The organism is Nocardia sp. NPDC024068 (assembly GCF_040638875.1).
In the GTDB taxonomy this organism is placed as follows: Bacteria; Actinomycetota; Actinomycetes; order Mycobacteriales; family Mycobacteriaceae; genus Nocardia.
In genome coordinates, this window is record NZ_JBEZYU010000066.1 from 1 (window position 1) to 13,394 (window position 13,394).

General features: G+C 71.5%; 14 protein-coding genes. 7 read left to right on the forward strand and 7 right to left on the reverse strand.

Annotated features, from left to right (window positions below; genetic code table 11):
• Positions 1-208: 208 nt before the first annotated feature.
• Together AB0F41_RS28210 and AB0F41_RS28215 are read left to right on the forward strand one after the other, a co-directional pair.
• Complete coding sequence (locus AB0F41_RS28210) at positions 209-514, forward strand: hypothetical protein (protein WP_357428997.1); 306 nt, start codon at positions 209-211, stop codon at positions 512-514.
• A gap of 79 nt (positions 515-593) precedes the next feature.
• Entirely contained in the window at positions 594-2,570 is a 1,977-nt protein-coding gene (locus tag AB0F41_RS28215; protein WP_357428999.1) for a methyltransferase domain-containing protein, read from the forward strand.
• A gap of 16 nt (positions 2,571-2,586) precedes the next feature.
• On the opposite strand, the gene AB0F41_RS28220 is transcribed toward AB0F41_RS28215, so the two are convergent.
• From AB0F41_RS28220 to sigJ, 4 genes are all read right to left on the reverse strand, one after another.
• Complete coding sequence (locus AB0F41_RS28220) at positions 2,587-3,210, reverse strand: TetR/AcrR family transcriptional regulator (protein WP_357429001.1); 624 nt, start codon at positions 3,208-3,210, stop codon at positions 2,587-2,589.
• 65 nt (positions 3,211-3,275) lie between these two features.
• On the reverse strand, positions 3,276-3,464 hold the full coding sequence (locus AB0F41_RS28225; protein WP_357429003.1) for a hypothetical protein: 189 nt from the start codon (positions 3,462-3,464) through the stop codon (positions 3,276-3,278).
• A gap of 177 nt (positions 3,465-3,641) precedes the next feature.
• Positions 3,642-4,157: a gamma carbonic anhydrase family protein gene (locus AB0F41_RS28230; RefSeq protein WP_357429005.1), complete on the reverse strand. Its 516-nt coding sequence runs from the start codon at positions 4,155-4,157 to the stop codon at positions 3,642-3,644.
• A gap of 93 nt (positions 4,158-4,250) precedes the next feature.
• Complete coding sequence (gene sigJ / locus AB0F41_RS28235; protein WP_357429055.1) at positions 4,251-5,198, reverse strand: RNA polymerase sigma factor SigJ; 948 nt, start codon at positions 5,196-5,198, stop codon at positions 4,251-4,253.
• A 233-nt stretch (positions 5,199-5,431) separates the two neighbouring features.
• Here sigJ and AB0F41_RS28240 point away from each other — a divergent pair, with 233 nt between their 5' ends.
• Positions 5,432-6,379, forward strand: coding sequence for a cobalamin biosynthesis protein (locus AB0F41_RS28240; protein ID WP_357429007.1), 948 nt, complete (start codon positions 5,432-5,434; stop codon positions 6,377-6,379).
• Positions 6,380-6,419: 40 nt separating this feature from the next.
• Here the strand turns inward: AB0F41_RS28240 and AB0F41_RS28245 are convergent, their stop codons facing one another.
• Entirely contained in the window at positions 6,420-7,286 is an 867-nt protein-coding gene (locus AB0F41_RS28245) for an SURF1 family cytochrome oxidase biogenesis protein (protein ID WP_357429009.1), read from the reverse strand.
• Entirely contained in the window at positions 7,286-7,792 is a 507-nt protein-coding gene (locus tag AB0F41_RS28250) for a low molecular weight protein-tyrosine-phosphatase (protein WP_357429011.1), read from the reverse strand. Before AB0F41_RS28250 ends, AB0F41_RS28245 begins: the two co-directional genes overlap by 1 nt.
• Before the next feature lie 43 nt (positions 7,793-7,835).
• On the opposite strand from AB0F41_RS28250, the gene cobC reads away from it, so the two are divergent.
• The 4 genes from cobC to AB0F41_RS28270 all read left to right on the forward strand — a co-directional run bounded on the left by cobC (position 7,836) and on the right by AB0F41_RS28270 (position 12,264).
• The gene (cobC, locus tag AB0F41_RS28255; protein WP_357429013.1) at positions 7,836-8,897 is read left to right on the forward strand and encodes an Rv2231c family pyridoxal phosphate-dependent protein CobC; all 1,062 of its coding nucleotides are present in this window, start codon (positions 7,836-7,838) and stop codon (positions 8,895-8,897) included.
• Positions 8,898-8,960: 63 nt separating this feature from the next.
• Entirely contained in the window at positions 8,961-10,082 is a 1,122-nt protein-coding gene (locus AB0F41_RS28260; RefSeq protein WP_357429015.1) for a Nif3-like dinuclear metal center hexameric protein, read from the forward strand.
• Between the two features lie 115 nt (positions 10,083-10,197).
• Positions 10,198-10,935, forward strand: coding sequence for a C4-type zinc ribbon domain-containing protein (locus tag AB0F41_RS28265; RefSeq protein WP_357429017.1), 738 nt, complete (start codon positions 10,198-10,200; stop codon positions 10,933-10,935).
• Positions 10,936-10,989: 54 nt separating this feature from the next.
• The gene (locus AB0F41_RS28270; protein ID WP_357429057.1) at positions 10,990-12,264 is read left to right on the forward strand and encodes a bifunctional RNase H/acid phosphatase; all 1,275 of its coding nucleotides are present in this window, start codon (positions 10,990-10,992) and stop codon (positions 12,262-12,264) included.
• A 70-nt stretch (positions 12,265-12,334) separates the two neighbouring features.
• On the opposite strand, the gene AB0F41_RS28275 is transcribed toward AB0F41_RS28270, so the two are convergent.
• On the reverse strand, positions 12,335-13,384 hold the full coding sequence (locus AB0F41_RS28275) for an ABC transporter ATP-binding protein (protein WP_357429019.1): 1,050 nt from the start codon (positions 13,382-13,384) through the stop codon (positions 12,335-12,337).
• Between the last annotated feature and the right edge of the window lie 10 nt (positions 13,385-13,394).

Consider the following 13,394-nt stretch of genomic DNA (forward strand, 5'->3'; position numbering starts at 1 on the left):
CAGCCCTCGAGACTCGTGGCTTCGCCACATGCGCTTCGAGGGCTGACAGCAGACGCGGGCCGAACCCTTTGTGGGCCTCGCTGAACTCGGCGCCGCGGAGGGCTGGTTCGGAGTTCGTAGGGTGGCTTTTTCTCCTTGCGGCGTGAGCGGTCCAGGTGTGGTCGTGGCGTCTGTTTCGGGTCGAGCGCTCGGGCTTCATGATCTGTCCGTGACCGATGAGCCTTTGAGGGTGTCCCTGGTGGAGCTGCGCCGGGTGTTCGATGTCATTCTCGAACATCTGGAGGCGGTGACGGAGCGAGATTCCGTCGTCGTGGACGAGGACTACTTCTGGTGGGTCCCTTCCGACGCGGTGTACGACGTCGACAACACCCCCGCCGAACTGACGATCGGTTCGCTTGCCGACGCGGGGCAGCAGTTGCGGAGCCTGCTCGCGGATCCCGGACGAGTGCTGGCCTACGACCTGGTGTGGTTCGCCCAGATTCTGCGCGCCATCGGCGAGGACATCGTTCGCTGAGGCTTCGTGCGCGCCGAGAGGCGCGCCGATAAAGCCAAAAGGATCCGGTGCGGGTGGCCGGCGACGAGAATGCTTGCGCATGGGACGCGATGCAGCGGGGGCTCGCGAGCGTAAACGGCACGGTCGGCATTACACACCCGCCGACCTGGCGGAGTTTCTGGCCGAGCGGGTGGTGACGCGGGTTGCGGTGTCCGCGTCGGGGCTGCGGGTGCTGGATCCGGCGTGCGGGGCGGGGGAACTGCTGTTCGCGATGCGGAATGCGCTGGGCGCACGTTGTCCCGGGGTGCGTGTCGAGTTGGTGGGATACGACCTCGATCCGGAGGGGCTGGCGGCGGCGCGGCGGCGTGCGGAAGGTGCCGGGGTCGACGCGCAGTGGCGGCGGGCCGATTTTCTCGCCGAGTGCGCCGGGTTGCCGGCCGAATCGTTCGATGCGGTGATCGCGAATCCGCCGTATGTGCGCACTCAGCAGTTGGGTGGGGCGGCGGCGGAAGCGCTGCGGGGGCAGTTCGGGTTGCGGGGGCGGTTCGATCTGACCCATCCGTTCGTGGCGGCGTTGCCGCGACTGCTGGTGCCCGGGGGCGTGCTGGGACTGTTGTGCGCGAATCGCTTCCTGACCACGAAGGCGGGGGCGAATCTGCGGGCCGTGTTGCTGGCGGAGCTGTCGCCGGTGGAGTTGTACGACCTCGGTGACACCAAACTGTTCGAGGCGGCGGTGCTGCCTGCGGTGACGATCGCGGTGCGCGGCGGGTCGCGTGGCCCGTGCCGGTATGTCTCGGTGTATCAGGACGAGGCGCGAGCGGGCGGCGGTGAGCTCGCAGCGGATATAGCGGACGTGACCGTGGAGGTTCCGGAGCCGCCCGGTGGGCCGACCGGCCCGCCGCGGCCCGGTAAGGCGGCACCCCTGTTCGGCTCGGGCCGGTCGGACCCGGCGAGACAGGTATCCGGGCGGGGTGGGACTGCCGCGGAGTTATGGGCACCCGGCTCGGCGGCCGGTCGGGCGGCAGGTGTGTCGGGGCGGGTTGAGACTGATGTGGTGACACGGGTGTCCGGCTCGGAGGCCCGTGGGGCGGCAGGCGTGTCCGGGCCGGGCGCGGGCGGAGCGTCGACACAGTTGTCCGGCCCGGCAGCGGACGGTGATCTGTTCGCGGCGCTGTGCGGCGAGGCCGACGCCACGGTGCGGCGGCAGGGCCGCAGGTTCGCGGTGACAGTGGGGGAGCTGGAGACCGCGGCGGGTGCGGAAGCGGCGGCGGTGGGGTGGCGGATGTCCCGGGTGGGGCACGACGACTGGTTGCGGTCGGTGTCGGACCGTATGTGGCATACGTTCGGGGATCTCGGACGTATCCGGGTGGGGATCAAGACCAATGCCGACCGGGTTTTCATCGCCGCCCAGTGGGGTGATCCCGCGGAGGAGCCGGAGCTGCTGCGTGACCTGATCACCCATCACGACCTGCGACCGTGGCGGATCGACCGGGCGCGCGCGACTCGGGTGCTGTACCCCTACGAGCCGAACCGGACCCGTCGGGTGCCGGTGGACCTTTCGCGCTATCCGCGCACCGCGGCCTACCTGGAACAGCATCGGGAGCTGCTGGCGGCGCGGGGCTATCTCACCGGCGCGGGCCGGCAGTGGTTCGAGCACTGGGTGCCGCAACGCCCACATCTGTGGCGGGTACCCAAGGTGGTGTTCCCGGATATCAGCGACCGGCCGCGGTTCGCGCTGGACCGTTCGGGGGCGGTGGTCAACGGTGACTGCTACTGGATCTCGCTGGCCGATCTGGGTGCGGACGCGCGGGCCGAGGATCTGGCGTGCCTGATGATGGGGGTGGCGAATTCGGCGCTGGGATTACGGTTCTACGACGCGGTCTGCGGTAACCGGCTCTACTCCGGGCGCCGGCGCTGGATCACCCAATATGTATCGCGGCTGCCGCTACCGGATCCCGCGACTCCCGCCGCGGCCGCGATCGTCCGCCGGGTGCGGGTGCTGACCGAGGACCCGGCGGCCGATCCACCAGGCGAAACGGACCTGAACGACCTGGTGAACAGGGCCTTTGCGCTGTGAGCCCTCGCCGGGTGGATCAGCCGGTGGTGTGCCCGGACACCATCGGCAGCAGGGTGCGGCGGGCGAACTCGCGACCCGCGGCTTCGTCCTCGATGGGGATGAGGCCGTCCGGGGTGAGTGCCAGCGACTGGGCCAGCCGGGCCATGATCTCGGCGATGAGGTCGGGGTCGAAATCGACATCGGCCTCGCTGTCGTGGAGTTCGCGCAGTTTGGCGGCGAGGTAGGTGCGGCCGAGGGCCAGGATCGGTCCGGCCTCGGTGGTGAGGCGGGGCAGGATCAGGTCGGGTTCGGTGCGCAGCAGGCGCAGCAGCAGCGGGTTGCCGGCGATCGCCGAGATGAAGGCGACGAAGATCTCGACCAGCTGGTCCTCGGATCCGGCCACTCCGCGCACCCGGTTGTCGATTTTGGCGACGAACCGCTGCGCCTCCCGGATCGTCACCGCTTCCACCAGGTCGCTCTTCGATTCGAAGCGCCGGTACAGCGTCGCGGGGCTGATCCCGGCCCGGCGGGCGATCTCGCCCATACTGGTGCGCTTGATCCCGAAGTCCAGGAATGCCGATAACGCACTGTCGAGGATCTTCCCGCTGTCGGCGGCGGGCTCGGACAGAATGCGCTGCAGAATCGGCGGTACGGGTGGCATGGTTTCCACACCCTATCGGACCGTGTACGCGCCAAATGACCTGCGCGTTGGTTTCGTGCCGGGTATCACTCCGGCGGCAGATCGAGCTCGGCCATCTCGTGCTCTATCGCGTTGGCCGCGAAATCCACTCCTCGGGAACGCAGTTCGTGGACCCGCCGCCGTAACGCCTCGATTCCCCCCGGCTGCGCGGCGATATCCGCCACGCTGATCCGCCCGCTGGGCCGGCGCGTTTCACAACGCTCGAACGCCACCACCCGTCATACCTCCTGCCGGCACTCGGTGCCCACATGCTCGGGCTCGCCCGAAACACCGATTCCTTGCAGGACAGCGGGTTTCGAGCTCGCCCGTCTCCGCGGATACGTCGCCTCCATGCTATCAGCCGCCTACTGGACGCTTGTCCAGTAACGGCCGGGGCGGTGACGGCAGCGGTCTCACAGCTCCTTGGCGGTGCGGTGCTCGGACATATGATGCAGATAGACCATGGCGTTCAGCTCGACGCCGCGCTGCTGCTCCGCGGTCAGTTCGCGGCGTACCTTGCCCGGTACGCCGGCCACCAGCGAACCCGGCGGGATCTGCGCGCCCTCCGGAACGAGCGCGTTGGCCGCGATCAGGCTGCCGCGGCCGATCACCGCACCGTTGAGGATCGTGGCGCCCATCCCGATGAGGCAATCGTCCTCGACCGTGCAGCCGTGCAGGATCGCGTTGTGGCCGACCGATACCCCCGCACCGACGGTGGCCGGGAACCCCGGGTCGGCGTGCAGGACACAGCCGTCCTGGATATTCGTGCGTTCGCCGACCGTGATCAGCTCGCTGTCGCCGCGCAGCACCGCGTTGTACCAGATGCTGACCTGTGCCTCGAGCTTCACCTTGCCGATCACGGTGGCGGTGGGCGCGATCCACGCGCTCTGGTGGATATCCGGCTGATGTCCGCTGACTTCGATCCTCATACTGTGAACCTAACCCGCCCGGATCCGGTGCCGTCGGCGCGGTGAGACGCGGGTCCCGGGACGAACCGGGGACCGCCCTGAGCGCCCGACGGCTCATTCGCCGTCCGGGTCACGCAGGAACCATTCCGGACCGGCCCCGGCGGGCAGGTCACGCATCTTGTCGGGGTTGCGGACCGCGTGGATCGCGGTGATCCGCCCCGCGTCGACGGTGAAGGAGAAGATGCCGTGGTTGCGGCCGTCGAAGATGAGCAGGCCGGGCATCCCGTTGACCTCGATCGTGCGGCCCCAGCCCGCGGTCGCCGCGGGGGCGTGGTGCCAGCCGACCAGCACCTCGGCGATCCGCTCGGCGCCGGAGATCGGCCGGCGGACGGCGGAGACCTTGCCCCCACCGTCGGCGGTGAAGGTGACCTGCGCGTCGAGTACACCGAGTAGCGCGTCCATATCGCCCGATCGCCAGGCCAGCGCGAATGCCGAGACCACCCGCTCGTGCTCGTCCGGCGACGCGGGGAAGCGGGGCGTGCCGCTCTCGACCCGTTTGCGGGCCCGGGAGGCGAGCTGGCGGACCGCGGCGGGGGTGCGCCCCACCACTTCGGCGACCTCCGGGCCCGACATACCGAATACGTCCTGCAAGACGAACGCGGTGCGCTCGGCGGGGGACAGCGATTCCAGGACCACCAGTAGCGCCATGGTCACCCGTTCGTCCTGGGAGATGCGGTCCGACGGATCCTCCCATTCGGTGACGGCCGGTTCCGGCAGCCATTCCCCGACGTACTGTTCGCGCCGCACCCGCGCCGAGCCGAGCTGGTCCAGGGCCAGCCGGCCCGTGACCGTACTGAGCCAGGCCTGCAGATTGTCGATCGGCGCGCCACCGGATCGCTGGTGCCGCTGCAGACGCAGCCACGCCTCCTGCACCACATCGTCGGCGTCGGCGAGGCTGCCGAGGGTGCTGTAGGCGAGCCGGCGCAGGTAGGGGCGCAGTTCTTCGAAACACCGCGCCAGTTCGGCCGGATCGTCGAGAGCGGATCGGTCGGTCACTGCAATCCCCGTTCGGTCACGGCCCGGCAGGCGGGCGGAGGAGGTGTCGCCGGGTAGACGATCACAGCCTGCGATGTGTGACAGCCGGACCGGGTCACCGAATATTCCGCTCCGAAAGCAGTGCCCGGGCGCGACGGATACGGTGCTCCGGGGCCGGGTGGGCCCGCCGGACGGTCCCGGGCGGACGGGACCGTTCACCTGCCCATCGCGGCCCCCACCCGGATGGATAACCTCACCCGGTGCGTAGTGGGGTTTCGACGGCGGCCGGGTTGCTGATCGGTTTCGCGCTCGACCGGGTGTTCGGCGATCCGCGGCGGTGGCATCCGGTGGCGGGGTTCGGAATGCTCGCGGCGCGTCTGGAGTCGGTGACCTACGCCGACCGGCGCCGCGCCGGGCTCATACACGAGGTGGTCCTGGTCGGCGGGGTGCTGGGCGCGGGCGCGATCCTGCATCGGGGCGGGACGGTGGCGGTGGCCGCTGCCACCTGGACGGCGCTGGGCGGCCGGAGCCTGGCCCGGACCGGACGGGAGATGGCCGGGCACCTGGAATCGGGCGATCTGCGCGAAGCCCGGGAACTGCTGCCCTCGCTGTGCGGACGTGACCCGGAATCGCTCGACGCCGACGGGCTGGCGCGGGCGGCGCTGGAATCGATCGCCGAGAACACCGCGGATGCCGCGGTCGCGCCGTTGGTCTGGGGTGCGGTGGCCGGGGTGCCCGGGCTGCTGGGCTACCGCGCGATCAACACCCTCGACGCGATGATCGGGTACCGCAACCCGCGTTACGGCCGCTTCGGGTGGGCGGCGGCCCGGGTCGACGACGCGGCGAATCTGCTGCCGGCCCGGCTCACCGGGGTGCTCACCGCACTGGTGGCGCCGCTGATCGGGGGTCGGCCGGCCGAGGTTCTGCGGACCTGGCGGCGCGACGCGGCCCGGCATCCGAGCCCGAACGCGGGTGTGGTGGAAGCCGCCGCGGCCGGGGCGCTCGGGGTGCGGCTGGGCGGGCGCACCGAATACCGGCACGGGGTCGAGTACCGGCCCGAACTCGGTACCGGGCCGGTGCCCGGAGTCGCCGACCTGCGCCGCGCGGTCCGGCTGTCGGAGCTGGTGCAGTATGCCGCGGTGGTGACGGCGGTGGCGGTGGTACCACTGGCCCGAGCATTGCGGCGGTGCGGTCCGGGCGGGCCGTAGGGGTCCGGCGACACCGTGACCTCCGGCTCCGCCGCAGCGGTCAGGGGCGGGTGCGACCGTAGCGGTCGGCCAGGCGTGCCTCGGCGGTCGCCGGTGCGGGGTCCGGATCAGGACCGGCCGCGGTGGGCGCGGGCGCGGCGGATGCCGGGGCCTTCTTCTTGCGGCGTTCGCGGATCTCGGCCCAGACGAAATAACCGAGACCGAGCGGCGCCATGATGCCGAACGCCAGCCACTGCAGACCGTAGGAGAGGTAGGGGCCGGCATCGAGTTGCGGGAGCGGCACCGGGGTGTAGGCGCCGGGCTGGTTCTCCGACAGTTGCAGGTAGGCGCCGCGGTCACCGACCGGGATCGGGGTGAGCGGCAGGCCCAGCACGGTGGACTCCTGCGGGACGTCGATGGAGTACACGTGCGGGATCCCGTTCTGCGCCGCCGGACTGCGCTGCGGGTCGACGTTCTCCGATACCCGGACCCGGCCCTCCACCCGCTGCACCCCGGCCGGGGGTTCCTCGATCGGCGGCGGCTGGGAACCGTCGACGGCCGCCACCAGGCCACGGTCGACGAGCAGGGTGCGGCCGTCGGTCAGGGTGAAGGCGGACAGCACCCCGTAGGCGGGGGCGCCGTCGAGGTGACGCAACCGCACCAGCGCGGTCGAGCCCGGGACGTAGGTGCCCTCGGCGAACACCTTCCGCCATTCGGTGGCGGTACCCGGGTCCGCGTCCAGTAGCCCGGTCACCGCGACCGGGTCGGCATCCACCGAATCGGCGATCAGGTCGTTGCGTTCGGACGTGGACTCGTTCTTGCCGAGCTGCCAGGGGGCGAGCACTGTGAAGCACAGGTACGCGAACGCGACCACGAGCGCGGCGAGGATCAGCCACCCGGGCCGCAGCAGGAAGGTGAGCCGCCGCATCAGGCGGGCTCCCCGGTCCCGGCGGCGCGGGCCGCGAGCGTGGTGTGGATCCATGCGAGCAGGCCGGGGATCGCGGCCTCGATCTGAGCGCGGACCAGCTCGAATTCGGGGGTGTCGCCGTAGTAGGGGTCGGGTACGTCGGTGTCGTCGGCGTCGGGGTCGAAACTGCGCAGCAGGCGGCGCCGGTCCAGCGGTACGCCCAGCGCGGCGAGGTGCCGGTCGTGTTCGGCGGTCATCGGGACCACGAGATCGGCATCGGCGTGCGCGGTGCCGAACGCGGCGGCGCTGTGGCCGACGGGGTAGCCGTGGCGGCGCAGCAGTGCCGTGGTGCGCCGGTCGGCATCGGAACCGGTGTGCCAGTCGTGGGTGCCCGCGCTGCTCACCCGGACCCGGGTGCCGAGTCCGGCCCGGGTCAGATGCCCGGCCAGGATCTTCTCCGCCATCGGCGACCGGCAGATATTGCCGGTACAGACGAACGATATGTGCAGCTCACCCACGACTGCCATTCTGGCGGGTCGGGCGTATCGGGCGCCACGTAGGGTGCGTCTCATGTTCGCCGACCACGTCGATCTCGCGGGTTTACGGCACCACGGTGATGTGGAGGCCCGGCCGGGCCTGCTCGATTTCGCGGTGAACGTGCAGGGGAGCGCGCCGCCCGCCTGGCTGCGGGAGCGTTTGGCCGGGGCCCTGGACACGCTGGGCCGGTACCCCTCGCACGATGATGCCCGGCAGGCGCGGGAGGCGGTCGCCCGGCGGCACGGGGTCGAGGCGGACCGGGTACTCACCCTCGCCGGCGGCGCGGAGGGTTTCGCGCTGCTGCCACGCCTGCGGCCCCGGCTGGCCGCTGTGGTGCATCCGTCCTTCACCGAACCCGAACTCGCCCTTCGCGAGGCGGACGTCGCGGTCACCCGGGTGGTGCTGGAACCGCCCTACACGCTGGACCCGGCGCTGGTCCCGGCCGCGGCGGATCTGGTGGTGGTCGGCAACCCCACCAACCCGACCTCGGTCCTGCATCCCGCCGCCACCCTGCGCGCGCTGTGCCGGCCGGGCCGGATCGTGGTGGTGGACGAGGCCTTCATGGACGCCGTGCCCGGGGAACCGGAATCGCTGGCCGCCGAGGCCGGCGACGGGCTGCTGGTGCTGCGCAGTCTCACCAAGACCTGGGCCCTGGCGGGCCTGCGCTGCGGGTATCTCCTGGGGTCGCCCGAGGTGCTGCGGCGGCTGGCGCGGGGCCGGGCGCACTGGCCGCTGGGGACCCTCCAGCTCACCGCCGTCGCCGCGACCGCCGAGGCCGCGGCGGTGGCCGGGTCACAGGCCCGCGCGGTCGAGATCGGGCACGAGCGCAGGGCGATGGCCGCGCGGCTGAGCGCGCTCGGATTCGAGGTCGCCGGGCCCGCGGCCGGGCCGTTCCTGCTGCTGCGCGTCCGGGATGGCGAGATTCTGCGCAAACAGCTACGTCAGCAGGGGATCGCCGTCCGGCGTTGCGATACTTTTCCGGGTCTGGGCCCGGATCATCTGCGGGTGGCCGTGCGGCCGGCCGCCGAGGTGGACCGGTTGGTGGAGGTGTTGCGCGCGACCGGTGCGCGCCACCGGATCACGGACGGGACATGATTGTCGCCGACACCCCCTCGGGAAACGTCCCCTGAAGAAACGCGCTCTGACGAAAGGTGTGCCGTGGCGAAACTGGCCGACCTCATCGAGACGCTGGATACCGCCTATCCGCCGGGACTGGCCGAACCGTGGGATTCGGTGGGTCTGGTGTGCGGGGATCCGCGCGACAGTGTGCGGCGGGTGCTGTTCACCGTCGATGTCACCGAGGCCGTGGTCGACGAGGCGGTGCGATGGGGCGCGCAGGCTCTGGTGGCGCACCACCCCCTGCTGCTGCGCGGGGTCGACAGCGTCGCCGCCGACCGGCCCAAGGGCGCGCTGGTGCACCGGCTCATCCGCGCGAGCTGCGCGTTGTTCACCGCGCATACCAATGCCGATTCGGCCGACCCCGGAGTCTCCGACGCGCTCGCCGAAGCGCTCGGACTGACGGTCACCGGCCCCCTGGACCCGAAACCGGCCGCCGCCGTGGACAAATGGACCGTGCAGATCCCGCGGGACCGGTCCGATGAGGTGCTGCGCGCGCTGTTCGACGCCGGCGCCGGTGGTGCGGGCGATTACCGCGAGGCCGCCTGGCGGGTCACCGGAACCGGGCAGTTCCGGCCGCTGGCGGGGGCGGAACCGGCCATCGGCTCGGTCGGCGAACTGACCCGGGTGAGCGAGGACCGGATCGAGGTCGTCGCGGCACCCGCGCACCGGGCCCGGATCCTGGCCGCACTGCGGGCGGCCCACCCCTACGAAGAACCGGCCTATCACGTGACCGAACGCGCGCCGCTGCCCGGCGGGCTCGGGCTGGGGCGGGTCGGTCGCCTCGCCGAACCGCTGACCCTGCGGGAATTCACCGCCCGGGCCGCCACGGCACTCCCGGAAACGGCGTGGGGTGTGCGGGCCGCGGGTGACCCCGACCGGGTGCTGCGCACGGTGGCGGTCTGCGGCGGCGCGGGGGATTCGCTACTGGACGCCGCCGCCCGGCGCGGGGTGGACGCGTATCTCACGGCCGACCTGCGGCATCATCCCGCCGACGAATATCTGCGTAGCTCCGGCCCGGCGCTGATCGATGCCGCGCACTGGGCCACCGAGTTCCCCTGGTGCGCGCAGGCGGCGGGGGTGATCGGCGCGCGGTTCCCCGGCCTGGACACCCGGGTGTCGGCGATCCGCACCGACCCGTGGACGGTCGGGTGCGGCCACTGATCGGCCACCCGACCTGCCTGTCGAGCCGATCGGAGCGGCGGGGGCCGGACCGGTGCGGCGGCCGGAGTACGGTGGACCCTCTATCCGTCCACAGTGTGCAGGGAGTTCGTTCGCGTTGAATGTCGAACCATCGATTCAGACCCGGCTGCTGCGTCTCGCCGAGGTCGACACCGAGTTGACCAGGATCGCCCATCGGCGCAGCGTGCTACCCGAACAGCAGGAGGTCGACCGGGTCGAGGCGGAACGCAACGCGCAGAAGGACGCGGCGGTGGCCGTGGAGATCGTCCTCGACGACCTGGACCGCGATATCCGCAAACTGGAGGGCGAAGTCGAGGCGGTCCGCAAACGCGAGGAACGCGACCGCGGGGTGCTGGAGGCCGGATCGGTCGGCGCCAAACAGCTCTCCGAACTGCAGCACGAATTGGGCAGCCTGGAGCGCCGGCGCTCGGTGCTCGAGGACGAGTTGCTGGAGGTGATGGAACGCCGCGAGGCCTCCGCCGCCGATCACGAGCATGCGGGCGCCCGCCTCGACCATGCCGAATCCGAGCTCGCCACCGCGCGGGAACGCCGCGACCAGGCGCTGGGTGATCTCGAGGTGGCACAGCAGCGCTGTGAGGGCGACCGGGCGAACCTGGTCGGTGACTTTCCCGGCGAACTGCTCACCATCTACGACCGCCAGCGCGCCGCCCACGGGATCGGCGCGGCGCTGCTACAGGCCCGCCGCTGCGGGGCCTGCCGGATCGAACTGGACCGCGGCGAGATCGCCCGGATCGCGAAAACCGCACCCGATCTGGTGGTGCGCTGCCCGGAATGCGGTGCGGTGCTGGTGCGGACCAAAGAATCCGGACTGTGAACGCCGGGCAGTAGCGGGTAGCGGGCGAGCGCGGATCGGGAGGCCGGGATGAGTGTGCGGGAAGTGATCGTCGAGGCCGACGGCGGATCCCGGGGCAACCCGGGTCCGGCGGGCTACGGTGCGGTGGTTTTCGACGCCGACCGGGTCGGGGTGCTCGCCGAACGTAAAGAGGCGCTGGGGGTCGCGACCAACAACGTGGCCGAATACCGGGGCCTGATCGCCGGACTGGAAGCCGCCGCCGAACTGGGCGCGCAGGTGGTGTCGGTGCGGATGGATTCCAAACTCGTGGTCGAGCAGATGTCGGGGCGCTGGAAGATCAAACACCCCGCGCTGATCCCACTCGCCGACCGGGCCCGCCGCCTCGCCGCCGGATTCGAGCGGGTGACCTATCGCTGGATACCGCGCGCCGAGAACTCGCATGCCGACCGGCTCGCCAACGAGGCGATGGATGATGCGGGCCTGGTGGCGGAGATACACGCCACCGAGGAGTCTCAGCAGCCCGCGGCGCGGGGCGGTGACGTGAGTGGGCCCGGCGGCGCGGACAATGCTGCCGGCAGGCCTGCTGCCGGGCCGCCCGAACGGCGTGCCGACCAGGCCCGCGAACCCACGGCAGGTCAACCCGAACAGCGCACCGGCTCGCCGGTTTCGGCGGACGCTCGCAGCGCGGCCGCCCGCCTCTCGGGTGCCACGGCGTCGCCGGGCTGGACCGGCGCCACCGGCCGGCCGACCCGGTTCCTGCTGCTGCGGCACGGCCAGACCGAACTATCGATCCAGCGCCGCTATTCCGGTCGCGGTAACCCACCGCTCACCGCGGTGGGCCGGGAGCAGGCGGCGCGCGCCGCGAAAATGCTGGCGGCCAGAGGTGATATCGCCGCGGTGGTGAGTTCTCCGCTGGGGCGGGCGCGCGAAACCGCGGAGGCGGCGGGCGCCGCCCTGGGCCTCGAGGTCCGGGTGGTGGAGGGTCTCACCGAGACCGATTTCGGCGAGTGGGAGGGGCTGACCTTCGCGGAGGCGGCCGAGCGTGATCCGGAACTACATGCCCGGTGGCTCGGCGACCCGTCGCTGCCCGCACCCGGCGGGGAAAGCTTCGACGAGGTCCGGGAACGGATAGAAGCGGCGCGCGGTGATCTGGTGGCCCGCTACCCGGGCGCCAATATCGTCGTGGTCAGCCATGTCACCCCCATCAAGACCCTGCTGCAACTCGCCCTCGGGGTCGGCCCGTCACTGCTGTACCGCCTGCATCTGGACCTGGCGTCGCTATCGCTGGCGGAGTTCTATCCCGACGGCGGGGCGTCGGTGCGGGCGGTCAACGACACGAGCTTTCTCTGACGGGGCGAAGACCTGTCGAGCGCGGCCCGTGCGACACCGTGCGATACCCGAGTCGCCGGACGCGCCCCGGTCATGCCGGATAGGTGTGGATCTCGGTGGCCTTCACTGCCGCCCACAGCGCCGACCCCGGCTGGATGCGGAGATCGGCGACGGTGGCCGGGGTGATATCGGCCAGGGCCGGTACTTCGCCGTCGAGACGCACCCGCACGGTGTGGGCGTGCTGTTCCAGACCGGCCACGGTCACCGGCCAGATATTGCGCGGACTGCCCGCGGGCCGGTCGGGATGCAGGCCGACCGCGGCCGGCGCGAAGGTCAGATGCACCGGGCCGGTGGCCGGTTCGGCGACGGTGAGTGCGCCGCCGCCGTCGAGACGCACCCTGGTCCCGCCGGCCACCCCGCGGAACAGGTTGAGCCCCACCAGTTCCGCCACATAGTCCGAGCGCGGTCGCCGGGCGATCTCGCTCGGTGGCCCCTGCTGGACGATGCCGCCGTGCTCCACGATGACGAGCCGGTCGGCCAGCACCATCGCGTCGAGCGGATCATGGGTGACCAGCAGCGTATGCCCAGGAAAGTCGCCGAGATGGCGGGCCAGCTCGGACCGCACCCGGACCCGGGTGGCGGCATCCAGGGCGGCCAGGGGCTCGTCCAGCAACAGCAGTTGCGGTTCGACGGCCAGCGCCCGCGCCAGGGCGACCCGCTGGGCCTGCCCTCCCGACAGTGCGCGGGGCCGGCTGTGCGCGAATTCGGCCAGCCCCACCCGCCGGAGCCAGTGCGCCGCCCGTTCGCGTGCCGCGGCCCGGCGCATCCCGCGTGCCCGCGGGCCGAAGGCCACATTGTCGAGTGCGTCCAGGTGAGCGAACAGCAGATAGTCCTGGAAGACCACACCGCACGAACGCTGTTCGGCGGGGACGAAGTCGCCCGGGGGTTCGTCCCAGATCTGATCGTCGAGACGGATCGAACCGCCGGTGAGCGGTGTCAGCCCGGCCAGCGCCCGGAGTGCCGTGGTCTTGCCGGCGCCGTTGGGGCCGAGCAGCGCGACAACCTCACCGGGAGCCAGGGTGAGGTCCAGGTCGAGGGTGAAATCGCCGCGGCCCACCCGGAGCGCGGCCGATAGCGTCACCGTGCCCTCC

What these genes read in the sequence shown, in the direction of transcription:
- AB0F41_RS28215 (WP_357428999.1), top strand. Translation starts at nt 594, where the DNA reads ATGGGACGCGATGCAGCGGGGGCTCGCGAGCGTAAACGGCACGGTCGG.
- AB0F41_RS28220 (WP_357429001.1), bottom strand. Translation starts at nt 3,210, where the DNA reads ATGCCACCCGTACCGCCGATTCTGCAGCGCATTCTGTCCGAGCCCGCC.
- AB0F41_RS28230 (WP_357429005.1), bottom strand. Translation starts at nt 4,157, where the DNA reads ATGAGGATCGAAGTCAGCGGACATCAGCCGGATATCCACCAGAGCGCG.
- AB0F41_RS28245 (WP_357429009.1), bottom strand. Translation starts at nt 7,286, where the DNA reads ATGCGGCGGCTCACCTTCCTGCTGCGGCCCGGGTGGCTGATCCTCGCC.
- AB0F41_RS28250 (WP_357429011.1), bottom strand. Translation starts at nt 7,792, where the DNA reads ATGGCAGTCGTGGGTGAGCTGCACATATCGTTCGTCTGTACCGGCAAT.
- cobC (WP_357429013.1), top strand. Translation starts at nt 7,836, where the DNA reads ATGTTCGCCGACCACGTCGATCTCGCGGGTTTACGGCACCACGGTGAT.